24 protein-coding genes are annotated in these 23,510 nt (G+C 66.2%); 12 read left to right on the forward strand and 12 right to left on the reverse strand.

Going from position 1 to position 23,510, the window contains the following annotated elements; translation table 11 throughout:
- Positions 1 to 7: 7 nt before the first annotated feature.
- Positions 8 to 568 (forward strand): hypothetical protein, encoded by a 561-nt coding sequence (locus tag BCM27_RS13105; RefSeq protein ID WP_239450592.1) that lies wholly within the window; start codon positions 8 to 10, stop codon positions 566 to 568.
- A 91-nt stretch (positions 569 to 659) separates the two neighbouring features.
- Here BCM27_RS13105 and BCM27_RS13110 read toward each other — a convergent pair whose 3' ends face one another.
- The 4 genes from BCM27_RS13110 to BCM27_RS13125 are packed head-to-tail and all read right to left on the reverse strand — an operon-like array spanning position 660 to position 4,679.
- Positions 660 to 2,021, reverse strand: coding sequence for an MFS transporter (locus BCM27_RS13110; RefSeq protein WP_004018542.1), 1,362 nt, complete (start codon positions 2,019 to 2,021; stop codon positions 660 to 662).
- Positions 2,021 to 2,557, reverse strand: coding sequence for a 3-isopropylmalate dehydratase small subunit (locus tag BCM27_RS13115; protein WP_004018543.1), 537 nt, complete (start codon positions 2,555 to 2,557; stop codon positions 2,021 to 2,023). The genes BCM27_RS13110 and BCM27_RS13115 overlap by 1 nt, the downstream gene beginning before the upstream one ends.
- Positions 2,554 to 3,810, reverse strand: a complete 1,257-nt coding sequence (locus BCM27_RS13120) for a 3-isopropylmalate dehydratase large subunit (RefSeq protein ID WP_172622056.1) — start codon at positions 3,808 to 3,810, stop codon at positions 2,554 to 2,556. Before BCM27_RS13120 ends, BCM27_RS13115 begins: the two co-directional genes overlap by 4 nt.
- A gap of 5 nt (positions 3,811 to 3,815) precedes the next feature.
- Positions 3,816 to 4,679 (reverse strand): isocitrate lyase/PEP mutase family protein, encoded by an 864-nt coding sequence (locus BCM27_RS13125; protein WP_033205544.1) that lies wholly within the window; start codon positions 4,677 to 4,679, stop codon positions 3,816 to 3,818.
- A gap of 109 nt (positions 4,680 to 4,788) precedes the next feature.
- On the opposite strand from BCM27_RS13125, the gene BCM27_RS13130 reads away from it, so the two are divergent.
- A complete protein-coding gene (locus BCM27_RS13130) occupies positions 4,789 to 5,625 on the forward strand; it encodes an IclR family transcriptional regulator (protein WP_004018546.1) in 837 nt (278 codons plus the stop codon).
- Between the two features lie 104 nt (positions 5,626 to 5,729).
- Here the strand turns inward: BCM27_RS13130 and BCM27_RS13135 are convergent, their stop codons facing one another.
- On the reverse strand, positions 5,730 to 6,485 hold the full coding sequence (locus BCM27_RS13135; RefSeq protein WP_004018547.1) for a M23 family metallopeptidase: 756 nt from the start codon (positions 6,483 to 6,485) through the stop codon (positions 5,730 to 5,732).
- Between the two features lie 166 nt (positions 6,486 to 6,651).
- Here BCM27_RS13135 and BCM27_RS13140 point away from each other — a divergent pair, with 166 nt between their 5' ends.
- Complete coding sequence (locus BCM27_RS13140) at positions 6,652 to 6,942, forward strand: hypothetical protein (RefSeq protein ID WP_004018548.1); 291 nt, start codon at positions 6,652 to 6,654, stop codon at positions 6,940 to 6,942.
- A gap of 6 nt (positions 6,943 to 6,948) precedes the next feature.
- On the opposite strand, the gene BCM27_RS13145 is transcribed toward BCM27_RS13140, so the two are convergent.
- Positions 6,949 to 7,554 carry a TetR/AcrR family transcriptional regulator gene (locus BCM27_RS13145; protein ID WP_004018549.1) on the reverse strand — a complete coding sequence of 202 codons (606 nt, stop codon included), beginning with the start codon at positions 7,552 to 7,554 and terminating at the stop codon, positions 6,949 to 6,951.
- Positions 7,555 to 7,914: 360 nt separating this feature from the next.
- On the opposite strand from BCM27_RS13145, the gene BCM27_RS13150 reads away from it, so the two are divergent.
- The 5 genes from BCM27_RS13150 (at position 7,915) to BCM27_RS13170 (ending at position 13,660) form a co-directional block, all read left to right on the forward strand.
- Complete coding sequence (locus BCM27_RS13150; RefSeq protein WP_033205547.1) at positions 7,915 to 9,150, forward strand: ABC transporter substrate-binding protein; 1,236 nt, start codon at positions 7,915 to 7,917, stop codon at positions 9,148 to 9,150.
- 66 nt (positions 9,151 to 9,216) lie between these two features.
- A complete protein-coding gene (locus tag BCM27_RS13155; RefSeq protein ID WP_004018551.1) occupies positions 9,217 to 12,012 on the forward strand; it encodes a branched-chain amino acid ABC transporter permease/ATP-binding protein in 2,796 nt (931 codons plus the stop codon).
- A complete protein-coding gene (locus BCM27_RS13160) occupies positions 12,009 to 12,731 on the forward strand; it encodes an ABC transporter ATP-binding protein (protein ID WP_004018552.1) in 723 nt (240 codons plus the stop codon). Before BCM27_RS13155 ends, BCM27_RS13160 begins: the two co-directional genes overlap by 4 nt.
- A gap of 213 nt (positions 12,732 to 12,944) precedes the next feature.
- A complete protein-coding gene (locus BCM27_RS13165; protein WP_172622057.1) occupies positions 12,945 to 13,259 on the forward strand; it encodes an ArsR/SmtB family transcription factor in 315 nt (104 codons plus the stop codon).
- A complete protein-coding gene (locus BCM27_RS13170; protein WP_033205550.1) occupies positions 13,256 to 13,660 on the forward strand; it encodes a VOC family protein in 405 nt (134 codons plus the stop codon). Before BCM27_RS13165 ends, BCM27_RS13170 begins: the two co-directional genes overlap by 4 nt.
- Here BCM27_RS13170 and BCM27_RS13175 read toward each other — a convergent pair whose 3' ends face one another.
- Entirely contained in the window at positions 13,661 to 14,851 is a 1,191-nt protein-coding gene (locus BCM27_RS13175) for a DUF2235 domain-containing protein (RefSeq protein ID WP_004018555.1), read from the reverse strand.
- A 104-nt stretch (positions 14,852 to 14,955) separates the two neighbouring features.
- Between BCM27_RS13175 and BCM27_RS13180 the strand changes: the two genes are divergently transcribed.
- The 4 genes from BCM27_RS13180 (at position 14,956) to fadD5 (ending at position 19,116) form a co-directional block, all read left to right on the forward strand.
- Entirely contained in the window at positions 14,956 to 15,465 is a 510-nt protein-coding gene (locus tag BCM27_RS13180; RefSeq protein WP_004018556.1) for a M15 family metallopeptidase, read from the forward strand.
- A gap of 179 nt (positions 15,466 to 15,644) precedes the next feature.
- Positions 15,645 to 16,022 (forward strand): YciI family protein, encoded by a 378-nt coding sequence (locus tag BCM27_RS13185; RefSeq protein WP_004018557.1) that lies wholly within the window; start codon positions 15,645 to 15,647, stop codon positions 16,020 to 16,022.
- Entirely contained in the window at positions 16,019 to 17,269 is a 1,251-nt protein-coding gene (locus BCM27_RS13190; protein ID WP_033205555.1) for an RNA polymerase sigma factor, read from the forward strand. The genes BCM27_RS13185 and BCM27_RS13190 overlap by 4 nt, the downstream gene beginning before the upstream one ends.
- Before the next feature lie 236 nt (positions 17,270 to 17,505).
- Entirely contained in the window at positions 17,506 to 19,116 is a 1,611-nt protein-coding gene (gene fadD5 / locus BCM27_RS13195) for a fatty-acid--CoA ligase FadD5 (RefSeq protein WP_004018559.1), read from the forward strand.
- A 268-nt stretch (positions 19,117 to 19,384) separates the two neighbouring features.
- Here fadD5 and BCM27_RS13200 read toward each other — a convergent pair whose 3' ends face one another.
- From BCM27_RS13200 to BCM27_RS13220, 5 genes are read right to left on the reverse strand one after another with little or no spacing between them, the layout of a single operon-like run.
- On the reverse strand, positions 19,385 to 20,185 hold the full coding sequence (locus BCM27_RS13200) for a crotonase/enoyl-CoA hydratase family protein (protein ID WP_004018560.1): 801 nt from the start codon (positions 20,183 to 20,185) through the stop codon (positions 19,385 to 19,387).
- Between the two features lie 4 nt (positions 20,186 to 20,189).
- The gene (locus tag BCM27_RS13205; RefSeq protein ID WP_033205558.1) at positions 20,190 to 20,903 is read right to left on the reverse strand and encodes an FUSC family protein; all 714 of its coding nucleotides are present in this window, start codon (positions 20,901 to 20,903) and stop codon (positions 20,190 to 20,192) included.
- 52 nt (positions 20,904 to 20,955) lie between these two features.
- Positions 20,956 to 22,077, reverse strand: coding sequence for an FAD-dependent oxidoreductase (locus BCM27_RS13210; protein ID WP_004018563.1), 1,122 nt, complete (start codon positions 22,075 to 22,077; stop codon positions 20,956 to 20,958).
- Complete coding sequence (locus tag BCM27_RS13215) at positions 22,074 to 23,003, reverse strand: DUF1295 domain-containing protein (RefSeq protein WP_004018564.1); 930 nt, start codon at positions 23,001 to 23,003, stop codon at positions 22,074 to 22,076. Before BCM27_RS13215 ends, BCM27_RS13210 begins: the two co-directional genes overlap by 4 nt.
- Before the next feature lie 4 nt (positions 23,004 to 23,007).
- On the reverse strand, positions 23,008 to 23,484 hold the full coding sequence (locus BCM27_RS13220) for a glutathione peroxidase (RefSeq protein WP_004018565.1): 477 nt from the start codon (positions 23,482 to 23,484) through the stop codon (positions 23,008 to 23,010).
- Positions 23,485 to 23,510 lie beyond the last annotated feature (26 nt).

The raw sequence follows: 23,510 nt of genomic DNA on the forward strand, positions 1-23,510 counted from the left end.
ATCTGTGGTGGCATTGGAATTGAAGCCGCTCTCTGGCTGGTTTGGAGGAACTCGGCGCCGCCGAACCCGACTGCTGGCAGCGGAACTTGGGGGCGCCGGAGCCGGAACGCATGGAGTGGCTGCGCAGGAATACTGCCGAAAAGATGTAGGAGAAATAGTGATTGGACAGCACGCCGACCAAGCCCGCCGCGCCTTGACGAAATACTTCGAAACCTACTCGATGTCGACTGTAATCTACATCGAGTTGCCAGACCTCCCGCGTGGTAAGGCCCTCGATAGTTACTTCTCGCTCGACTCCGTTGAAGTGCGTGAGGGAACAGGGATCTATGCCGACCTCGGATATACGGCGTACTTCACGGTTAACCCAACCAGCGTGAAGCTGAGTGACGACCTATTCGCACTGACAATTGAAGGGGTCGACTTAGAATTCGGTTCCTCCAGCATGCGGCGCTTCTATGAGCAAGGGGCTATTCGATTCTTTGTCATCCCCGATACACCCATAACGGAGCGCGCACGTGAAAGCGGCGAAGTCAGATTACGAAGCTTGCTCGCAGAGCTTTCCGCGTGACCCTGGTGTCTCAGTACCGTTCCGCACACAACCGGCGAAACAGGTCCCAACGAACCTGTCTCGCCGGCTGCGGTTTGCGCCAAAACCCCGCCTAAGCAGGAAGGGCGGTCTTGCTGGTCTCACGGATCGCAAGCAGCGTGACGGTACCGATCAGGCAGACACCGACCACCCAGAACGCGGGCGCCATGGCATTGCCGGTCGATTCGACGAGCTGGGCGGCCACGTACGGCGCGGTCCCGCCCGCGGCGATGGTGCCGATGTTGAACCCGAGGGAGACACCGGTGTAACGGGTGGCCCTGGGGAACAGCTCGGTGAACAGCGGGAACGCGGGCACCTGTACGACACCATTGAGCGTCATGTAGACGAAGTAGACGAGTCCGACGACCACGATGCTGCCGGTGGCGCCGAGGATCATGAACGCGGGGAACGCGATCACGATGTAGGTGAGGTATCCGAAGAGCAGCACGGGTCGACGTCCGAAGCGGTCGGTCATCATGCCGCTGATCGGGAACGTGGCGCACGCCAACGCGATGGCAATTGCCGATGTCCAGTAGACGGAGTCCTTGCTGAAGCCGAGGTCGTTGATCAGGTAGACGTTGAAGTACGTCAATCCGATGTATCCCGAACCGTTCATCGCGATCGCGATGCCTACCACCTTCAGGACCGACCTCGGGTTGTTGCGCACGACGTCGAGCAGCGGGCTCTTGGCGACCTCCTGCTTCTCGGCCATCTCCTCGAATTCCGGTGTGTCCTCGAGCTTCATGCGCACGCGGAGGCAGATGAGAGCCAAGGGGAGCGCGAGGAGAAACGGGATACGCCAGCCCCACGACTCCATCTGTTCGTCGGTGGTCAGGAGGGTGACGAGACCGACAACGGCTGCGGCAACGGCGAATCCGAGCGTCGAACCGATCGGGGTGAACGAGCCGAAGAAGCCGCGGCGATGTGCCGGGGCCGACTCGGCGATGTAGGTGGCGGCGCCACCGACCTCACCGCCGGCGGAGAATCCCTGGGCCAGACGCACCAGCACCAGCAGGATCGGTGCCAGGACGCCGATCGACGAATGTGTCGGCAGCAGACCGAGGATGCCGCATGCGATACCCATGCAGACGACGGTCGCGACCAGGGCCGAGCGCCGTCCGCGGCGGTCGCCGAGGCGTCCGAAGAAGATGCCGCCCAACGGCCGCGCCACATACGCGACACCAAACACCGCAAGCGTCGCGAGAATCGATGTACCCGGACTGTCCGACGGGAAGAACAGCGGCGCGATCACCACGGCGAGGAAGCCGTAGACCGCGAAGTCGTAGTACTCGATCAGGGTGCCGACGCCACCGGCGATCGCAGCCCGCCGCGCCATGGCCGGCGACTTCTGCGGTTCCCTGGATCGATGCGGGTCCGGCGGCGTTGCGCCAGGAGATCGGTCGTCGGCCCGGGTGGGCTTCTCCACGTTGGTCATCAGGGCTGTCCTTGTCGTGCGGGGGAGTGTTCGGCGAGCAGGAGCTGATACGAGCCGCCTGCTTCGATGATCTGGATGGTGCGGGGGTTGGGTGAGGCGCCCACGAGTTCATCACCGGTGGAGGTCCGCAGCGTGGCGGTGCGCCAGTCGAGGGTGACCGGCTCGTCGACCGACACGGCCGACGACACACCTGGGATGGTGATCAGCGGCATGCCGTTGAACGTCTCGCCCCTCCAGAAACCGGGGGAAAAGGATTCGGCGACAATCGCTGCGATGCCGGCATTGCGCAGCGCCACCATCGGTGGGTAATGCGGATGGCCGTAACCGAAATTGCGTCCGCCGACGATGATGTCGCCGGGACGTACGCGATCGGCGAAACCGGGGTCGTAGGCGCTCATACACACCGAACGCAGGTGGTCGGGATCGTAGGACTTGATGTTGGAGACGCCGACCACCAGATCGATGTCGAAGTCGTCGCCGAAGATCCACGCGACCTTACCCTCGATCACCTCGGGTGGCGGCGGGTAGGCGCTCATCGAACCGACTCCACGATCGAACCGCTGACGGCACTGGCGGCGACGGTGTACGGCGAGCCCATGTAGATGTTCGCCTCCGGGCTGCCCATCCGGCCGTTGATGTTGAGAACACCTGTCGAGATGCAGTTCTCACCGGGCTGTAGCGGCTGCTGATAACCGAAGCAGAAGTCGCAACTCGACATCGCGATCGTGGCGCCCGCCGCGCGGAGGACGTCCAGCAGGCCCTCCTTCTCAGCCTGGTCCAGGACCTCGCGTGACGTGGGTACCACGTTGAGTTCGACGGTGGGCGCGACTTTCCGGCCGTCGAGGACCAGCGCGGCCGCGCGAAGATCCTCGATCCGGCCACTGGCACACGAACCGATGAACGCGCGGGTGATCGGCGTGCCTTCCAGTTCGCGGGCGGTGGCGGTGTTGGCAACCCGCGCCGATCCCGGTCGAACCACCTTGGGCACGAGTGCATTCAGATCGATGGTGTACCGAGCCGCATAGACGGCATCGGGATCGGGGTAGACGGGTTCGAAATCCGTTCGCGCGACCTTGCGCGCATAGTCGAGCGACAAATCGTCGGGTTCGAACACCGCCGACACCGCACCGGTGAACATCGCCATCCCAGACAGACCCTGCCGGTGATCGATCTTCATCGAGCGGGCGCCCGGACCGCCGAACTCCATGACCTGATGGGCGCAGCCGTCGGCCCCGACCATCTCGATGATGGTGTGGACGAGGTCACGGCTGTCGACGCCCTCGGGGAACTCCCCGACGAGGTCGAACCGTGTGGTGGCCGGGATGTCGAGGTGGATCTGCCCCGTCACCCACGCCTCGATCAGGTCCCGCCGGATACCCCAGCCGAGTGCGTTGAACGCGCCAACGCCGCTGATGTGGCCGTCGAAGTGCACGAGGAAATCACCGGGGATGGCGAGCCCCAACTCTGCGGTGAGCTGGTGGCCGATGCCCTGCGCCTCATGCAGTTCGATGCCGTAGAACTCGCACCAGTCGCGCGTGACCTGGTGTACCTCGTCTTCGCGTTCGTTCTTCTTCGTCAGCATGTGGTCGATGAACACGACGTACCGGCTAGGGTCCTCGAGCTCGGTGATCCCGAAGTCGTCGCGCATCTGCTTGAACATGACGTCGGTATACCCAGGAAAGTCGTAGGCGATCATGCGTGACGGGCGAACCGCATGGTTCTCTCCCGCGCGCACGGAATCGAGGCCGGTGGCGCGAGCGAGGATCTTCTCGGTGATCGTGTGGCCCATCGCCATCACCGTGCCGCCGGGAGGTACTTGCGCTGCATCGCCTCGACCTCGCCGAAGCCGATCAGGTCGACGAACTCGTGGTGCGGGAGCGCGTCGGCGCTGACCTGAGCCGGAGCTTCGCCGGCAGCGAGGCGTCGAAGAGTGTTCTGGGCTGCTCCGGTGACCGCCATCAACACCTGAGTGGGCAGCAGTGCGAGCCGAACCCCGATCCGGTCGAGCACCTCCGGGGTGAACTCCCGTTCGGTCCAGGTCGACGCGGTGAGGGTCGCCATCAGGGGTACCCCGACCTCGGAATGACAGTGCTCCCATTCCTCGGCGGTCTCGAACGTCTTGGTGACCGGCATGATCATGTCGGCTCCGGCCTCGACGTACGCGTGCGCGCGACGCATCGCTTCGTCACCGCGCGCGTCGGTGCGTGCGATGAGCAAGACGTCTGCCGGACTCGCGTCGCGTACCGCCCGGATCTTCCCGGTCGCCTCCTCGACGCTGATGAGGTCGACCGGATCGCCGACGCAGATCGGGCACGACTTCGGCGAGACCTGGTCTTCCATGAACATCCCGTCGACACCGGCGTCGACGAACTTCGACGCCGTGCGCGCTGCGTTGACCGCATTGCCGTAGCCGGTGTCGATGTCGGCGACCAGCGGGAGCGACGACGCCGAGCGGATCGTCCGGACGGCCTGAAGGTTCTCGGTCATCGTGTAGAGCTCGGCGTCGGGCAGACCCAATGCGGCCGAGACGGCGAAGCCCGACGCACAGAGCGCGTTGAATCCAGCCTGCTCGGCCAGGCGTGCGGTCAAACCATCCCAGACACCGGGGGCATAGACGAGACCGCGTGACGTGAGTTCCTTGAGCGAGGGTGCGCTCATGCAAATCATCTCCGTTTCGTGATGCGGAATGCATATCGCAATACGTAACGAGACGCTAAGGTGGCCTGAGTCACATGTCAAGAAGCCTGTACAGAGTTGTCTTCGTAAGATGTCGGAGACGGTCGCCCTACTACCCGGAAGCGAGACACTGTTCGTGGCTACATTCGCCGATCCCGAGACGCCCTCGAGCCGGGAGGTCGTCGGTGCCGTGCTGAAGGCCTGCACCCTGCTCGAACACTTCAGCGCCGACCGTCCGTCGTGGACGCTGAACGAGCTCACCTCGGCCAGCGGGATGAACAAGACGACCGTCCATCGGCTCATGGCCACCCTCATTCACGCCGGGTGGATCGAGCGCACCGACAGCGGCGCCTACCGGGTGGGCCTGCGGGTCTTCGAAGTCGGCTCAGCCGCCTTGAGTGACCTCGACATTCGCTCCGCAGCAAAGCCGTTCATGACCGAACTCGCCGCCGACTTCGGGGACACCGCCTACCTCATGGTGCCCGCGGAGCAGGGCGCGGTCTGTATCGACCTCGTGGAGGGGAACAGCTCACTCGTGGTCGCCGGCATCTCGGTGGGCACCGTCCTGCCGTATCACGCGGCAGCTGGACCCACGGTGATGCTCGCGATGTCGGATACGTTGCGCGCCAGATGGATCAACGATCGGCTGCCCGCATTCACCGATCGGACCCTGACCGACGCGGCGGCATTGACTCGCCACCTCGATCGCATTCGCGAAATCGGCTACTCCGTGAGCGACTCGGACTACCTCGATGGGGTGGCAGCCGTCGCCGCGCCGATCACCGACCGGTCGGGCGGTCTGATCGCCTCGATCAGCATCGGCGGCCGGGTCGAGGGATTCGGCGGACAGGCACTGTCGGAGAAGATCGATCGCGTCCGTGACGCGGCAGTCCGGATATCCACAGTGCTGCAATCGGTTCCGCGCTGACGGGTCGTCGGATCGCATCCAAACGAAACGCCGACAGCGGTATAACGCAAACGATCCCACCGACATGTCGGTGGGATCGTCTGTGCGGCAGGATCAGGCGTCCGTCACGGGTGAACGCCACGCTTGTTGAGCCAGGCCTGCGGGTTGATCTTGGTGCCGTTGGCATCCCAGACCTCGTAGTGCAGATGGGGGCCGGTGGACTGGCCGCGGTTGCCGACGGTCGCGATCTTCTGGCCGGCGCGCACATGCTGGCCGGGGTGGACGAAGCTCTCGTTGACATGCCCGAAGACGCCGACGGTGCCGTCGTCCTGCTTCACACGGACCCACTGGCCGAAGCCGGATGCCGGGCCGGATTCGAGGACGACGCCGTCGGTCACGGCGTAGATGGGGGTTCCGACCTTGTTGGCGATGTCGACTCCGTTGTGGTGGGTTCCCCAGCGCGGGCCGTAACCCGAGGTCACGGTACCGCTGACGGGCTTCACTGCCTTCTTGATACCGGGGAGGTCGGAGCTGCCCGGGCCGAACACCGACGGCGGGAGGACGTCGCGAGCGAGATCATCGATCTCGGGCGGCAGGACCAGACCGGCCGGGAGCTTCACGTTGTCGGGCAGCGCAATCTTCGGCGCAGGCGGGGGAGCGGGCTGCGCCGTCGCCTGTGCGGCGGTTCCGGCAGTCAGGCCGACCGCGCCGACGAACGCGGCCAGAGCGCCCGTGTGCAGCGCTGTGCGGGTGGCAGAACGCGAGGTGGCACGATGGCGTCCGGGGCGCCGAGTGCTCGACGTCGAGTCGAACAGTGCGCGGGTGGCGGGGCGCGTCGCAGAGTCGGTGTTCAGTCGGTGAAGAGGCAAAGCGTTGTCCATCTCAGGTTGGGTAACAGTTCGGTATCGGCAAGGACACGGCGAAGTTACCTCCCGATACTTAAGCAGACCCTGAGAGCTTGCTTCAGACACCCGCGACGTCGCAGGTGAGACCCCAAACGAGATCCCGGTCACACAGGGCGCCGAATCGGCATGACACCGTGGAGACATGTCCGAGCCCGAACACACCCCCGACGGCCACCACATCATCGTCAACGGCCGCAAGTGGCGGGCGACGGATCCGCTGATCCCGGACGAACGGCGGTCCGAACTGCAGTCGATCCTCATGGCGTGGCGTCGAGACGTGAAGCGGACGAACGGCGCACCGGAATCACGCCACGGCGTCCAGGCGGCGAAGGTCGCGCTGGGGGAGCGCGGGACCCCGTGGTGGGAGCAGACGGAGGACGAGCGCCGGGAGCGGTGGGAGACCGAGGTCGCGCGACCCGACGACCAAGAGTGACCAGCGCTACCGCGGCAGCAGCGACTCCGCGGCATAGCGGCCGGCGCGTTCAAAGCTCTCGCTCACCTCGAAGCCGGGATCGATCTGCCAGTACCGCATGCTCGACACATAGATGGCCGCCACCATCTGAGCCAGGAACTCGGGCGGGTGATCGGTCCGCACATCCTGCTGTTCGACGCCGCGCTCGATGAGCCGCAGTACCTCCGAGGTGAACACATGGCTGCGTTCGCCCAGTGTCCCGGACATCGACGAGATTCGTTCTATCTCGCTCGTCACCGTCCGCATGTAGTCCGGGTCGGCGACCGACGACCGCGCGAAGTCGACGAACACACCCACCACGCGCTCATACGTGCTGAGCGGCTTGCCGAGCATGGCGTCGACGACATGCGAGAACGTCCCCATCAGCTGCCCGTACAGCTCGGTGAGCAGATCGTCCTTGCTCGGGAAGTAGTTGAAGAACGTCGCCCGCGACACCTCGGCCCGCTCGGCGATCAACTCCACCGTTGCGGCGCTCCCGTCGGACGCCAGCAGTTCGCGCGCAGCGATCAGCAGGCGCTCACGCGTCTGCTGCTTGTTGCGTTCCCGGCGGCCGATGGCCGGAGCTTCGGTCAATGTGGTGCCTTCCGTACGAGCGGGGCGACCCCGACCGACCAATTCTTGCATTCCGCCACCAAAGTTTGGATGGTCGTCTAACTTTTGCCTCTGAGTCCAGAGTGAGTTCGTCGGCAGCACGCCGACGACGTCACGCGAGTCGACCGCGGGGGGTCTTCCGGTGCCGGACCGACGATCGATGCTGCCGTGCGCATCGATCGCCTCGAAGGCCGAGACTCATTGCAGGACAGATTATTTCGAAACCATCCAGCGACGACGACCCGACGGTTACAGTCGCCACCGAGTCATCAAATCCGACATTTCGTCCCATCTCCACACCAGGGGACGGCGACTTGTCGAATCACGATCGAAGGGGATCGCATGAAATCACCCAGTGCACTCAGGCGTGTGCTTCGGACCGCGACGGTGATCGGCTGTTCCGGGGTGCTCGCGCTCGGAGCGCTCACGGCCTGCGCCGACGACAGCTCGGAGAGCTCGACTGCGGGCGAGACCAGCCAACTCCCCAGCAATCCGGCGACGGGCGACCCTGTCAAGGTCGGCTTGATCGTCCCCGAGGGCGGTGCGGTGACGACGCCGATGGTGCGCGAGGGCAGCGAAGCCGCCGTCGAATACCTGAACAACAACGGTGGCGGCATCGGCGGCCATCAGATCGAACTGGTGGTGTGCAAGCAGCAAGAAGAGCCCGCCTCGGCCACCAAGTGCGCGAATCAGATGGTGGAGCAGCAGGTTTCGGTCGTGGTCTCGCCGCTGGGCGCACAGGGTGCGGTCATGCTGCCGATCATCGCCGGCGCCAAGATCCCGTTCGTCGCACAGGCTCCGGTGTCACAGGCCGAGATGGCCACCCCCGGCTCGTTCATGCTGTCCGGCGGAATCGTCGCCGTTCTCGCGGGACAAGCCGCCACCGCGGCCAAGGACGGGCTCAAGAAGGTCACCCTGATCATCGGCGACTCCGGTGACGCAGCCGCATCGGTGAAAGCGCTCGGCGACCCGATGTTCCAGCGTGCCGGCGTTGCTCTCAACGTCGTCACCGTGCCGGTCGGCGCCGCCGACCTGACACCGCAGATCACCGCCGGTCTCGCCGACAACCCGGATGCGGTCAGCATCCTCGGCGACACCCGCCAGTGCATCTCGGTCCTCAAGACGCTGCAGACCGTCGCACCCGACGCCTCGAAGTACCTGATCGCCAGCTGCCTCGACAAGCCCGTCCTCGACGCCGTCGGCAACGAAGCGGTCTCCGGTGCCAAGGCGTTCACCACGGTCAACCTCAGCTCCGACGATCCGAGTGTCACCCAATACCGCAGTGTCATGGCGCAATACGCTCCGGACACCGACCCGGCCGGTCTCGCCTACATCGGATACCAGGTCATGACCGCACTCGGCGAGCTGAACGGCCTCGAAGGCACCGTCGACGCCCAGACGTTCACCACGGCACTGTCGGAGGCCAAGAACGTCCCGCTGCCGGCCGCACCCGGCATCACCTTCACCTGCGACGGCCAGGCGTTCCCGCCGCTGACGTCGTTGTGCAGCAAGGCGATTCTGGTCAGCGAAGTGACCTCCGACGCCAAGCTCGAGAACACCGTCGTCACCAACAACTAGATCCGCCACAGATCGGGGGTCGCGTCCGCGCGGCCCCCGATCCCCGCACTTCCCAGTGGGAGTTCCATGACTGACCATCTCGCGTTCCTGGTCCTCGGCCTCGGCAACGGCGCCGTCTTCGCCGCCCTCGGCCTGGCGCTGGTGATGACGTTCAAGAGTTCCGGCGTCGTCAACTTCGCCACCGGAGCCGTCGCCCTGTACGCCGCGTACACGTATGCGTTTCTGCGCCAGGGGGAACTCCTCAACCCGATACCCGGTTTCCCGGCGACCATCTCCCTCGGCTCCGACCTGGGAGTTGCTGGGACGCTGCTCATCTCCGTCGTCGTCGCAGCGATCCTCGGAGTCATCCTCTACCTGCTGGTGTTCCGCCCGATGCGCGCCGCCCCGGCCCTGGCCAAGGCCGTCGCCGCGATCGGTCTGATGCTCGTCATCCAGGCACTCATCGCGCTTCGGGTCGGCGAGAACGCACCGAGTGTCGGCCCCATCTTCAAGGTCGACACGTTCACGATCGGCTCCAGCGCGGTTCCGACCGACCGTCTGATGCTCGCCGTGGTCATCGTCGGCCTTGCCATCTGTGCGGGACTCGTCCTGCGCTACACACGCTTCGGCGTCGCGACCGAGGCTGCCGCCGAATCCGAGAAGGGCGCACTGGTCACCGGACTCTCGCCGGACCGCATTGCCGTCGCCAACTGGGCGCTGTCGTCCGCCACTGCGGGACTCGGCGGTGTACTCATCGCACCGATTGTTCCGCTGAACCCGGTGGCCTACACCATGTTCATCGTGCCGGCCCTCGCGGCGGCGCTGGTCGGCAACTTCACCGCGATCTCGATCACCGTCGGCGCCGGACTCATCATCGGCATGCTGCAGTCCGAGGCCACCAAGCTCCAGACCACCTGGGACTGGATGCCCGACGCCGGTGTTGCCGAGGCAGTCCCGCTCATCCTCATCATCGGGTTCCTGCTCATCCGTGGACGTCCACTTCCCGGTCGGGGAGCGGTGACGCGCAATGACCTCGGCCGGTCGCCGCGTCCCGATCATCTGCTGATCCCGGGAATTGTCGGTGTCGTCGTCGCGGTCCTGGCGCTCGTCACCACTTCCGGCAGTCTCCGCCTGGCAGTCATCGCCACGATGATCTACGCGATCATCGCGCTGTCTCAGGTCGTCGTCACCGGTTACGCGGGCCAGGTGTCCCTCGCACAGTTGACCCTCGCCGGCGTCGGCGCCTACGCGCTCAGCCGGCTGACCGACGACCTGAACATCCCGTTCCCGCTGGCGCCGCTGCTCGCGGCCTGCGCTGCGATGGTCATCGGTGTCATCGTGGGCCTGCCCGCGCTTCGGGTGCGCGGGCTACCGCTCATGGTCGCGACCCTCGCGCTCGCCGTGTTCTGCGAGGCGTTCTGGTTCCGCAACCCGTCCCTCAACGGCGGATTGCAGGGCGCACCCGTCGACCCCCCATCGATCTTCGGTATCGACCTGGGAATCGGTGCGGGCGAGGGGTACCCGCGCATCGCCTTCGGCATCCTGTGCCTCGTCGTGCTGACCCTGGTCGCGTACGCGGTGGCAGTTCTGCGCCGCAGCGGACTGGGCGCGTCGATGCTGGCCGTTCGCGCCAACGAACGGTCCGCGGCCGCGGCCGGGATCAACGTCGGTGCAACCAAACTCATCGCCTTCGCGATCGCGTCCTTCCTCGCCGGCCTCGGCGGATCGCTGCTGGCCTACCAGCAGACCCTCGCCACCGCGGGCAGTTACGCCGTCTTCGCCGGGATCGGGCTCTTCGCGGTCTTCTACATCGCAGGGGTGACGTCGATCTCCGGAGCGATCCTCGCCGGGATCATCGCCCCGGGCGGGGTCATGTACTTCGCCGCCGACAAGTACGCCTCCTTCGGCGACTACTACATGCTGGTCAGCGGAATCCTGCTGGTACTCACCGTGGTCACCAGTCCCGACGGCATCATCGGATACCTGCACAAGATCCCGCTGCCGGGTCGACGCCGCCGCCCGGCACCGACGCAGGTCGACGATCAGTCCGTCGCGACTGCGCCGGTACCCTCGCCGACCAACGGCAAGGTTCTCCTCTCGGCCCGCGACGTCACGGTGCGCTACGGGGCGGTGACCGCTGTCGACAACGTCAGCTTCGACCTACGTTCCGGCGAGATCGTCGGCCTCATCGGTCCCAATGGCGCCGGCAAGACGACCCTGATCGACGCCATCAGCGGTTTCGCGACCGCGGACGGAACAGTGACCCTCGGCGGCACAACCCTCAACGGCCTTGCACCGCATCGTCGCAGCCGGACGGGTCTCGGTCGGACTTTCCAGGACATCGAGCTCTACGGCGAACTGTCGGTCGCCGAGAATCTGGCGATCGCCGCACGTCGCGCACCGGGCGACACCGCGGAGAACGTCCGCGACGTCCTGGCGATGCTGGAGATCGGTCACCTCAGTGAGGTTGCCGCGGCTGACCTCTCGCAGGGACAGCGTCAACTCGTCGCAGTCGCACGGGTGCTCGCCGGCAACCCCGAGGTCGCGTTGCTCGACGAGCCGGCCGCCGGGCTCGACAGCACCGAGAGTCGGTGGCTGGGGGACAGGTTGCGCGCTGCCCGGGCGCACGGTGTCTCGATGGTCCTCGTCGATCACGACATGGATCTCGTACTCAGCCTCTGTGATCGGGTAGTCGTCCTGGACCTCGGCGCCGTCATCGCCGAAGGCACCCCCGACGAGATCCGACGATCACCGGCGGTCGTCAACGCCTACCTGGGCACGCCGTCATCGGCGGCTGCGGGGACCGGCGAGCCCGATGACCCCTCGCCATCGAACCGGGCTGGCTCCGAACCTCATTCGACGACCAAGGAGATGACGCCGTGACTCTGCTCGAATGTCGCGGGCTCGACGCCGGGTATGCGCGCGGCAAGGCCTGCGTCCACGGTCTCGATCTGTCCGTCGAGGCGGGCGAGATCGTCGCGCTACTCGGTCCGAACGGTGCCGGAAAGACGACACTGCTCGCGACGCTCGCCGGTCTGCTTCCGCGCCTCGGCGGCGAGGTCAACGTCGCCGACCAGTCCGTTCGTGCGGGGGAGGCACGCGCAGCGGTCCGCGCCGGGCTCGTCCTGGTGCCCGACGACCGGTCGCTGTTCAAACAACTGACGACACGACAGAACCTGCAACTGGCCATTCGACGTCGCGGCGCGGCCCGAACCGAAGCCATTGACCGGGTGCTCGGCCATTTCCCCGCCCTCCGTGCGCGATTGAAGGTCGCCGCCGGGGAGCTGTCCGGGGGAGAGCAGCAGATGCTCGCCATCGGGCGCGCCCTGTTACAGCAACCCAAGGTGCTGCTGATCGACGAACTGAGCATGGGCCTGGCGCCCATCATCGTCGAATCGATTCTGCCCGTCCTGCGAGAGGTCGCCGACACCGACGGCGCCGCGGTGGTTCTCGTCGAACAGCACGTCCGGCTGGCGCTGGATGTCGCCGACCGGGCGGTCGTCCTCGTCCACGGCGAGATCGCACTCGCGGATTCCGCCGCCGCCCTTGCGAATGACATCAGACGGGTCGAGGAGGCGTACCTCGGGAGCGCGAGAACTTAGGGGCTTTTGACCCCTGCTCCCTGAGGAGGCCGGAGCCTGCGGAGGCCGTCACGAAGGGTCCTGGTGAGATGCGTGGCAGACCCTTCGTGACGCGCCCTCCGCAAGCTCCGGGCGCTCCTCAGGGAGCAATGGAGGGGGCGGGCGCTTTTCGGACTAGGGAGCAATAGGCGCGCACCTCATGGCACTAGGGCGAGCGCGGCGGCTGCCATTGACATGCAAGCATCCACTTGCCTATCGTCAGGTGTGGCCGATGTGTTCCATGCGCTCGATGACTCGACGAGGCGGGCAATCCTCGACGAACTCGTCGAGCGTGACGGTCAGACGCTGTTCGAGATCTGCGGACGTCTCACATCTCGGCGTGGGTTGAACCTGAGCCGGCAGGCGATCTCGCAGCATCTGGGTGTGCTGGAGACGGCCGGACTCGTCCACACCGAGAAACGTGGACGCTCCAAATTCCACTACTTCGACCCCGCACCGCTCGACGAGATCGCCGACCGGTGGCCCGCCCATCGAAAGGACCTCCCATGAGACTCACATTGATGTCCGTCTTCGTCGACGACCAGCGCAAGGCGCACGAGTTCTACACCGAGATACTGGGATTCACCACGCGGCACGACATTCCGATGGGGGAGGACACGTGGTGGCTGACGGTCGTCTCCCCTCAAGACCCAGAGGGGATGGAACTCCTCCTCGAACCGTCCGGCCACCCCGCGGTGAAACCCTACCGGGATGCGCTCATCGAAGACGGAATCCCGCTGGCGCAGTTCGCTGTCGACGATGTGCAGGCCGAGTACGACAGGCTGCGCGGACTCGGCGTCGAGTTCACCCAGGAACCCACCGACATCGGCCCCGCGATCGTCGCGGTATTCGACGACACGTGCGGCAACCTGATCCAGATCGCCGCTACGAAAGACGCGGCCCCGCAGTGACTATCGCGGGGTGACCAGCGGCGGTGCCGTGGGGACCGACGCAGCCGGAGGTTTCGGCGCGGTGACCGGTCGCTCGAGCGGAGGAATCTCGACCGCGCGGACCGACAAGTCCTTGATCAGCTCTTCCCACGCGCCGATGTTCGTCGCCCTCTTCTTGCGTGACCCGACATCGTCATTCCACCGAGTGAGCGCAGGCGCGGCTATATACAGCGGCCTTGCAGGATCATTCTTGTCCGCCTCGAGCAATCGCGACTGACCCTTGTGACGCACGGTTTCTCCGCGCATCCGCAGCGGGCCGAAGGCGAGCTTGACGATGTTGACGATGCGGTACGCGGCGTTCATCGACTTGTTGGTCGTGTACCTCTCGTTCGACGGGTCGATGGGGAAGCTGATGGGCGTGAATCGCTTGTAGCAGAACTGCAGGCCGGCAAGGTCCGCCTCGCGCACCATCCAGGACAGACTCAGTTCCGAGGGTTCAGTGACCGCCAGACCACCGCCGATGTCGGAGTGGACCCCCTCGAACCACACCTGTTTGACGTCGATCTTGCCCTCATCTGCCTTGTCGACTTCCCAGACGCAGGGATCGAATGTCAGCCGACGTTCGTCGATGGCGAGCGCCTGTCTGGCCACTGCGACGTTCTTGCCGAGCTTCACGTCGTGGAACTTGTGCTTGACGCGGGTGATGCCGGGAACGCCGAGGGCACCGACGGTGTCGAACACACCGATGAACTTGACCGGCACCGGGGCGCCTGGGGTCTTCGCCGGACGATCTTCCCGCTTCATCCGGTAGTACCGCAGGACGGTTTCGAAGAGGTTCTCGGTCGGATGCTGCGCGAGTTCGAGCGGTGAAACCAGCCCGACCTGCCAGATCATGCCGCCAAGACTCCGTGCGGTGTACGCGCCGCGACTGAACCCGAAGACGAAGATCTCATCGCCGGGCTCGTAGTTCAGAGCGAGGAATCGGTAGGCATCGACCAGGTTGGCATCCAGCCCGCGACCGAATGCACCGCCGATGATCCGGTCCGACCAGCCGGATCCGGTTCCGACTCCGTTGACATAGTGAACGAGTTGGACCGTCCCGTCGTCGGCATCAGTGGTGACGGCCCGGGCGATCTTCTCCACATTCGAAATTCTCGGGTCCTTCGACGACTTCCACGTACCGTCGCAGCAGACCACCAGACGCTTCTTCATTTTTCCGACCCTCCACAGGCTCGCACGCGGCCCACCCGACGATGACGATAGTCGCTTCGCGCAGACGGGTGCAGCAGTTGTCGGTCGTACGGTTTACTGCGGTCATGAGCTTTCTGGACGTTCCACCGAGCCGATTCGCGATCGTCTGTGCCACCGTCCTCGGCGTCCTGCTCGTCGCAGCCCTCGGGGCCGCACCGGCCGGCGCCGCACCGCCGACCACGGGCCTCGACCCGGTCCTGGCGACGTCCTATCAACAGGCGTCGAATGCTGCTCGTGCACAGGGGGTTCCGTTGTGGATCACCTCCGGCAAGAGAACTCACGCCGAGCAACGTCAGATGTGGCGGGATGCGATCGCGACCTACGGAAGCCCCGAAGCCGCCCGACGGTGGGTCCTGCCACCGGAGCAGTCGAGCCACGTGCACGGTCGGGCCATCGACGTCGGACCGCGGGAAGGGGCCGCCTGGCTCCAGCGCACCGGATATCGCTGGGGCCTGTGTCGGACGTTCGCGAACGAGTGGTGGCACTTCGAGATCGCGACCGTGCCCGGCCTGCCGTGTCCGGCGATGTGGCCCGACGCCGCTGTCCGCGCCGATCGCGGCGGCGACCCTTCGTGACGGCCCTCCGCAAGCTCCGGGCCTCCTCAGGGAGCAGTACAACCGCCCCCGCAAGCTCCGGGCCTCCTCAGGCGAGAACGACCGAAAAGATCTCTGCCGAAGATGTCGAATGGCGCCCCGCGAGGTCGTCATCACTGCACACGGACCGATGAGCGGCCCGACGAACGAGAGGTCAGACCATGCATTACTCACTGCTCCTGCACTACCCGGAGATGGACGCGTCGACCCTCGGTGACGAGGCCATCGCACAGGGAGAAGCTGCGTTCGCGGCCTACACCACTGCCCTCCAGAAGGCAGGCGTGCTCGTGAGCGCCGAAGTCCTGCAACACTCGGACGTCACCACGACGCTGCGCAAGGTCGACGGTCAACTCGTGGTTCAGGACGGTCCGTTCGCCGACACCAAAGAGCAACTCGGCGGAACCGTCGTCATCGATGTCGGCAACCTTGACGCCGCCATCGAGTGGGCGCGTCAGGCGCCACCGATCGAGTGGGGAGTCGTCGAGATCAGGCCCGGCGCCACTTACACCGTCGACGGTGCCTGGACGCCCAACGCATGACCCGACGAGAAGCGCACACCGCCGCCGAACATGCCGCCCGAGCGTCATATTCGCGGTTGGTGGCGCTTCTCGCAGCTTCCTCGGGCGACCTCGCTCTGGCCGAGGACGCTCTGGCAGCCGCCTTCGAACGGGCGCTCGTCACCTGGTCCGCCGACGGGGTGCCCGCGAACCCCGAGGGATGGCTACTCACGGTCGCGCGCAATGAGCAGCGCGACGTCTGGAAGTCGGCGGCGCACCGCACGTCGACCGTTCTCGACGACACCCTTTCGCCAGGAGCCACCGCCGTGACCCCCTTCGACGATGTGGACCCGGACGCCATCCCCGACAGGCGACTCGAGCTCCTGTTCACCTGTGCGCATCCGGCCATCGACGCAGCAGCCCGAACCCCGCTCATGATGCAGTCGGTGCTCGGCTTCGAAGCGACCGACATCGCTGGTGCGTTCGCAGTCGCGCCGTCGGCGATGTCGCAACGTCTGGTTCGTGCGAAACGTCGCATCCGCGACGCACGCATACCGTTCGTCGTTCCCGACCGCGCGTCGATGCCCGGACGCCTACCCGCAGTCCTCGAGGCCGTCTACGGATGTTTCGCGATCACGTGGAACGACGCGGACGGCGCCGACCCCGACACCGTCGAATCGATGGCGGGGGAGTCGCTGTACCTGGCCGTCACGCTGGCCTCGCTGCTCGACGACCCGGAGGCCTGGGGTCTCGCCGCGCTCATCGCGCTGTCGCTGTCGCGGGCTCCGGCGCGAATCGGGCCGTTCGTTCCGCTCGACGAGCAGGATCCCTCGACCTGGGATGAGGAGCTGATCCGCGATGGCGAGGTGATGCTTCGACACGCCTCGTCGTTCGGCCGACCACACGGCCGATTCCAGCTCGAAGCGGCCATGCAGTCCGTTCACGCCGACCGCGCACGCACCGGTGTCGTCGACTGGGCTGCGTTGCGGTCGCTCTCGTCCGCGCTGGTGTCCGTGTCGCCGACGCTCGGTGCACGGGTTGCTCACGCCGGGATCGTCGGGCGCGCGAATTCTGCCCTGGACGGACTGTCCCTGCTCGACGAATTGAGCGGTGATGCAGCGGATTTCGGACCGTTCCACGCTGCGAGAGCGGATCTTCTGGTACGGGCCGGGCACTGCGATGCGGCGCGTGAGCACTTCGAACGGGCCGCGGCGCTCACCGGCGACGAGCGCGCACAGGACTACCTTCGACGCCGTGCGGGTGAGGTGTCGCAGGACCGTCGCGAGTGAGCCGAAGGGTGCTGTCGGGCGACGCAGAGGGAGTCACGACCGACCAGGGGAGAATTCTCCGCTCGCTGAGCTCGGGCCCCAGTCGACGGGTCGCCGGCGGGTCTCACCCAAACCGCGGGAATGCCTGAATCTGGCAACACGGACGACCTAATGTGTGACGCGAGACACAACAGTGCCGACCCCTCGACGAGGGAGTTCACAACGGGTCGAGTCCGCTCGACGAATGGGAGGCAGTCATGACTGCAAGTGCCGACGTCACCAGCAATCTGACGACGGAACCGTACCGCTCGCGCCGCAATCACTGGAACAACCAGGTGCGCCGGCACGCCATGATGACCCCGGACAAGACAGCGATCACCTACCTCGACAAGAACACCAGCTGGAAAGAACTCGACGACCGGTCGCACGCCTTCGGCGCGGCCCTCCATCGGCGTGGCGTCCAGTTCGGTGATCGGATCCTGATGGCCTTGCTCAATCGCACCGAGTACATCGAGGCGATCCTCGGGGCCACCCTGATCGGTGCCATCCCGGTGCCGGTGAACATCCGCATGAGTCCGGCCGAAGTCGCGTACCTCGTCACCGACAGCGGGGCGAAGGTCGTCGTCACGGAAACGCTGCTCGCGCCGATCGCCGACGCGGTCGCCGGGTCGACCGGCCAGATCGACACCATCATCGTCGTCGACGGCAGCGACAACGACGCCCATCTCGACTTCGAGACCCTCCTCGCGGAGGACGCGTCGGACCTGCCGGAGGTCGACGTGCCGGAGGACACCGTCGCCGCCATCATGTACACCTCGGGCACCACGGGAAAGCCCAAGGGCGCCATGCTCACCCACCAGAACATCCAGGCGCAGGCCGTGACGACGATCGCCACGGCCGGGGCACAGTCCGGTTCCGATGACGTCGCGTCGATCGTGCCGCCGTTGTTCCACATCGCCGGGATCGGCGGCTTCGCGCCGATCTTCTACCGCGGGGTGCGTGCGGTCCTGCATCCACTCGGTGCGTTCGATCCCGACACGATGCTCGACACCCTCGAACGCGAAGGCGTCACCTCGGTGTTCATGGTGCCTGCGCAGTGGCAGGCGGTATCTGCGGCACAGAAGGCGCGACCCCGGGACCTCAAGCTGCGCACCATGAGCTGGGGCGCGGCGCCGGCCTCGGACACCGTGCTCAATGCGATGAACGAGTCCTTCCCGGGAGCCGCGAACATGACCGCGTTCGGGCAGACCGAGATGTCTCCGGTGACGACGATCCTGGAGGGCAAGGACGCGCTGCGCAAGCTCGGCTCGATCGGCAAGGTCGTGCCGGCGGTCACCGCGCGGATCGTCGATCCGCTCATGAACGACGTCAAGCCCGGTGAGGTCGGGGAGATCGTCTACCGCGGACCCAACATGATGATCGGCTACTGGAACAAGCCCGAGGCGACCGCAGAAGCGTTCCGCGGCGGGTGGTTCCACTCGGGCGACCTCGTCCGGCAGGACGAGGAGGGGTTCCTCTACGTCGTCGACCGTGCCAAGGACATGATCATCTCGGGTGGCGAGAACATCTACTGCGCCGAGGTCGAGAATGCGCTCTACGGGCACCCGAGCATCGCCGAGGCCGCCATCATCGGTCGTGCGGACGAGAAGTGGGGCGAGGTACCGGTCGCGGTGGTGGTGCTCGCCGAGGGCGTCGATGATCTCACCCTCGCCGAACTCGAACCGCACCTCAACGAGAACCTCGCCCGATTCAAGCACCCGAAGGACCTGGTGATCATCGACGAGTTGCCCCGCAATGCGGGCGGCAAGGTCGTGAAGCCGAGACTTCGGGAAGCCTACGGCAGCAAGGACGCCGGCCTGTCCAACTGATCCGATGCCGGCCCGGGCGGGCTACAAAAGACTCCGCACCCGAATCCGAAAGAAGCGTCCCCCCTGCTCCCTGAGGAGCGCCCGGAGCTTGCGGAGGGCGCGTCACGAAGGGTCGTGGCGAGATGCGTCGCCGACCCTTCGTGGCTCGTCGCTAGCGCTTCTCGCACCTCAGGGACCCGGGGTCATACGGATCCTTCGGATCAGGGACCAGTGCTTTTGCGGTTTCTTCGAATTGGGGAGCTTAGATTGACACAGGGCGGGGGTCCGGTCACTCCGGGTCGGCGAAGCTCGGCTCGCGCCGCGCCATCCCGGCGTGGACGGCCTCCATCTGATTGGGCGAGCCCATCAGGCCGACCTGGAGTTCGCTCTCCAGCATCAGCGCCGCAGCCGGATCCGTGCCCGCCCACGACTCGTCGTAGAGACGTTTGGCAGCGCGGACCGCGTGCGGCGACTTCGACGCGATCTCGTGCGCCAGCTCGAGCGCAGCGGTGAGCGGATCATCGACGACGCGCGTGACGAGCCCGAGCCGCTGGGCCTCCGCGCCGTCGATGATGCGTCCGGTGAACGTCAGTTCCTTTGCGACGTCCGCGGACACGAGTCGCGGCAGCGTCTGCGTGATGCCCATGTCGGGCACCAGACCCCACTTGACCTCCATGATGGACAGGCGCGCATCAGGGGTCGAGTAGCGGATGTCGGCGCCCAGCGCGATCTGCAGGCCACCGCCGAAACAGTTTCCGGTGATCGCCGCGATCACCGGCGCGGGGATCCGGCCCCAGTCCAGCGACACCCGCTGCGCGTGGTTGCCGAGCACACCCGGTTCGCGGTCCAGCAGCGAGTTCACGCCGCCACCTTGACCCAGGCTCGACACGTCGAGTCCGGAGCAGAAGCTCTTGCCCGAACCGTGCACGACCACGGCCCGGACGCGCTTGTCGGCGGCCAGCGCGCCCGTCACGTCGATGAGGGCTTCAAACATCGCCGGGTCGAGGGCGTTGTGTTTGTCGGCCCGGTTGAGCGTCGCGGTGGCGACGCCCGCATCGTCGATGTTCACGATGATCCGCTGCTCGGTCATGAGGTCATTTCCCATCTGTTGCAGGGTGTTTGATCTGGTCGAGTTGACGACCGCGGCGCCGGTAGCGCCAGATGAAGTAGCCGACCCCGATCGCCAGAACGATTCCGATGACCACGCCCCACGCGGTGGCGGCTCGAAAGCCGGGCGCGTCGACGTCGAAGATCCGTTCACCGGCGTGTGCGCCGTTTCCGCCGCCTGCGACCACGGTGAGGGTGAGCAGATTGGGGACCGCGATGATCACGCCGAGAACGGCGAACATGATCGTCGGGACGTTCTTCATCCGGCTGCGGTTGACGAACGCCAGGGTGAAGAACAGCACGGGCAGGAAGGTGCAGACGATCCCCAGCACCAGCCCGGTGCCGATGCCGCGGCTGAACGATCCCTCGACGCGCTGTCCGATCTGACCGGCCCACCAGCGCGGCAGGAACGCCTCGAGGATGAAGTACGTGACCACGAGCAGGGCGGCGATGACAAGACCGATCACCACCTTCTTCACAACGGCGTTCGCACGCTCGCCGGCCGTCTTTTTGGCCGGCGGCGCGTCCGTCGTCGACCCATCCGGTGGCACCGCACCCGGGGTCTCGACGGGATACGAGGTGGCCGGCGGGGTTGTCCCGGGTGGCGTATGTCCCGGTGGGAACGCGCCTGACGGAGTCTGTCCCGGCCCGCCCGGCGTCGGGTGGCCGGAGGGATTCGCAGAGAACGGTTCGTTGCTCATGCGCCGAGTCTATGCGCGGTCGCCACCCTGTCCGCCGGGATGAGCGACACGGTCACCGGGGCTTCCGGATGCCGCCGTAGATCCCGCGCCGGACGATCCACGGTTGCAGGATCGTGTCGACCGACCACGCCGGAAAGCGGAACGGACGACCGCTGGGCGCAAAGACCTGGAGTCCGTCGGCCTGCACCCCGAGCACCGAACCCCACCGACGCCGTGGGGGAACGTAGCGTCGCGCCCGGTCGGGCCGCCCGCCGAGGTCGGCGCGGATGTTGTGTGCGAGCAGACGATCGGCACGATTGCGAGCCGAACTGCGCAGATCGTCGGTCGCCGCGACGTCGCCGATGGCGTACACGGAATCGACCCCGGGCACCCGCAGTTCAGCAGACACACGGACGAAACCCGACGCGTCGAGCACGTCCGCAGGCAGCCAGTCCGTGTTCGGCGCGACCCGGCCGATGGCCCACAGCACGGCGTCCGCCCCGACCGCCGACTGGCCGGTCGAGAAACTCACCGGACCGGGCGTGATCTCGTCGCAGCTGAATCCGTCGGGCACGACAGCGCGATGGCCGCCGTGGACACCGACCCCGAGCCGACGCAGTCGGGCGCGGACCGTGGCCCAGGTACGCGGATGATGCTGCGGCAGGGCGCGATCGCCCGGGTGGTAGAGGTCGATCTGCTTGTCCCGCCAGGTGGCGGCCAAGTTGGCGGCGGCGCTCACCGCCGCCGCACCGCCACCGATCACGGCAATGGAGTCGGCGTCGGCGAATCGCCGATGCGCAGAACGCAAGTCGGCGTCGATGTCGGCCGCGGACTGTAACCCGGGTTGTCGCCAGAAGCCGTTCCGTACCCCGGTGGAGATGACCAGCGCGTCGAAGCCCTCGACGGTCGCGGCGCCGGCGGCATCGACAACGGAGACGGTGCGGTTGTCGAGATCGGCGGCCGTCAGCGTGCCGTGGACGGTCCGGATGCCGTCGAGTTTGCGGAAGCGCCCGAACGGGATCCGATAGTCCCGGGCCCACTCATCGGGCCGGCTGATCCGGAGGCCGAGCTCCTGACCGCTGACGAGTCCCGGCTTCGACGAGATGCCGACGACATCGGCATGCGGAGCGAGGTGGATCGCGGTCAGCAATCCGGAATCACCGAGACCGGCGACGACGACGCGGGGTCGGCTCACGCAGTGACCTGATCCGGTGGATGGGCGGCCGAACGCGGCGGCCGGGGGATGAACCGCGGCACCCGGTCGATGACGTCCTGGTAGCCGGGACGTCGCTCGAGGCTTCGCTTCTCCATCATGGGGATGCTGGCGCCGAGGAACATGGCGAGCATCAGCACCGCGCCGACGAACAGCCACCACCAGTCACCGGGTGAGGCGGCGAGACCGAACAGGGCCATCGACACCCAGAACATGACCTCGCCGAAGTAGTTCGGGTGCCGCGACCACGCCCAGACGCCGGTGTCGAGGACGGCGCCCGGCGTTCGGTGTGCGGCGAACCGGCGCAACTGTCCGTCGGCGATGTACTCGAGCGCCGTGGCGGCCAGTCCCACGACAGCAGCGACCGCCGTCAACCATGCCACCGCGCCGGTGTGGGTGACGGCGACGTAGATCGGGATCATGCCGAGGAACACCTGGAAGGTGGGGAAGACGTGGATGGCCATCAGATCGACGGGCAGCTCGGCGCGCCCGGCACCGGACTTCAGCATCGGGTAGCGCCAGTCCTCGTGCTGCAGTCCCGGCCAGCCGATCGCCCAGTTCGCGGTGAGTCGGATCGCCCAGGCGCCGATGACGACGGCGATGACCCAACAGTGCACTGCGTCTATCCCGACGTCGCCCGCCGCCCACCAGTAGAGGAATAGTGCGGGCGGTACCACACTCCAATAAGCGTCGTAAAAGCTGGAATTGCCGTAGTACCGGCTGAACCCGAAGATGACCAACGTGGCCAGCAGGTCGGCGATGAGGGTGTCCAACCACAGGTACGCGGTGGTCGGACCCCAGATCAGCCAGGCGGCAGCGACTGCGAAGGCCACCAGGTAGGCGATCGTGATCCGGGCGAACGAACCGGTCCGACTGTAGGTGCGCTCGGTGTTCACAGGGTCACCCATCTCGTCACAGCTGTTCTTCGATGGACCCGGCGAGCTTCTCCGGCTTCGTGGTCGGCGCATACCGCGCGACCACCGAACCGTCCCGCCCGATCAAGAACTTGGTGAAGTTCCACTTGATGCGGCCGCCGAGCACGCCGGACTTCTGGTCCCGCAACCAGGCGAACAACGGGTGTGCCTCCGGCCCGTTCACGTCGACCTTCGCGAACATCGGGAACGTCACGTCGTAGGTCAGCGAACAGAAGTTCTTGATCTCCTCCTCGTCGCCAGGTTCCTGATGTCCGAACTGATCGCACGGGAAGCCGAGTACACGCAGCCCCTTGTCGGCGTAGTCCCGGTGCAGGGCTTCCAGACCGCGGTACTGCGGGGTGAATCCGCACTGCGAGGCGGTGTTCACGATGAGCAGGGGACTGCCCTGGAAGTCCGAGAGTTCGACGGGTGTGCCGTCGATGCCGGTGGCGGTGAAGTCGTACGCGGAGGTCATGCCGCTACGCTACTTCCCAATCAAGC

The organism is Gordonia terrae (assembly GCF_001698225.1).
Lineage (GTDB): Bacteria > Actinomycetota > Actinomycetes > Mycobacteriales > Mycobacteriaceae > Gordonia > Gordonia terrae.

Bases quoted from the DNA above. Each gene is read 5' to 3' on its own strand.
- BCM27_RS13205 (WP_033205558.1), bottom strand. From the start codon at position 20,903: ATGAGCAACGAACCGTTCTCTGCGAATCCCTCCGGCCACCCGACGCCG.
- BCM27_RS13140 (WP_004018548.1), top strand. From the start codon at position 6,652: ATGTCCGAGCCCGAACACACCCCCGACGGCCACCACATCATCGTCAAC.
- BCM27_RS13190 (WP_033205555.1), top strand. From the start codon at position 16,019: ATGACCCGACGAGAAGCGCACACCGCCGCCGAACATGCCGCCCGAGCG.
- BCM27_RS13120 (WP_172622056.1), bottom strand. From the start codon at position 3,810: ATGGGCCACACGATCACCGAGAAGATCCTCGCTCGCGCCACCGGCCTC.
- BCM27_RS13110 (WP_004018542.1), bottom strand. From the start codon at position 2,021: ATGACCAACGTGGAGAAGCCCACCCGGGCCGACGACCGATCTCCTGGC.
- BCM27_RS13155 (WP_004018551.1), top strand. From the start codon at position 9,217: ATGACTGACCATCTCGCGTTCCTGGTCCTCGGCCTCGGCAACGGCGCC.
- BCM27_RS13200 (WP_004018560.1), bottom strand. From the start codon at position 20,185: ATGACCGAGCAGCGGATCATCGTGAACATCGACGATGCGGGCGTCGCC.
- BCM27_RS13185 (WP_004018557.1), top strand. From the start codon at position 15,645: ATGCATTACTCACTGCTCCTGCACTACCCGGAGATGGACGCGTCGACC.
- BCM27_RS13135 (WP_004018547.1), bottom strand. From the start codon at position 6,485: ATGGACAACGCTTTGCCTCTTCACCGACTGAACACCGACTCTGCGACG.
- BCM27_RS13125 (WP_033205544.1), bottom strand. From the start codon at position 4,679: ATGAGCGCACCCTCGCTCAAGGAACTCACGTCACGCGGTCTCGTCTAT.
- BCM27_RS13220 (WP_004018565.1), bottom strand. From the start codon at position 23,484: ATGACCTCCGCGTACGACTTCACCGCCACCGGCATCGACGGCACACCC.
- BCM27_RS13180 (WP_004018556.1), top strand. From the start codon at position 14,956: ATGAGCTTTCTGGACGTTCCACCGAGCCGATTCGCGATCGTCTGTGCC.
- BCM27_RS13215 (WP_004018564.1), bottom strand. From the start codon at position 23,003: ATGGGTGACCCTGTGAACACCGAGCGCACCTACAGTCGGACCGGTTCG.
- fadD5 (WP_004018559.1), top strand. From the start codon at position 17,506: ATGACTGCAAGTGCCGACGTCACCAGCAATCTGACGACGGAACCGTAC.
- BCM27_RS13165 (WP_172622057.1), top strand. From the start codon at position 12,945: ATGCAAGCATCCACTTGCCTATCGTCAGGTGTGGCCGATGTGTTCCAT.
- BCM27_RS13150 (WP_033205547.1), top strand. From the start codon at position 7,915: ATGAAATCACCCAGTGCACTCAGGCGTGTGCTTCGGACCGCGACGGTG.
- BCM27_RS13170 (WP_033205550.1), top strand. From the start codon at position 13,256: ATGAGACTCACATTGATGTCCGTCTTCGTCGACGACCAGCGCAAGGCG.
- BCM27_RS13115 (WP_004018543.1), bottom strand. From the start codon at position 2,557: ATGAGCGCCTACCCGCCGCCACCCGAGGTGATCGAGGGTAAGGTCGCG.
- BCM27_RS13175 (WP_004018555.1), bottom strand. From the start codon at position 14,851: ATGAAGAAGCGTCTGGTGGTCTGCTGCGACGGTACGTGGAAGTCGTCG.
- BCM27_RS13130 (WP_004018546.1), top strand. From the start codon at position 4,789: ATGTCGGAGACGGTCGCCCTACTACCCGGAAGCGAGACACTGTTCGTG.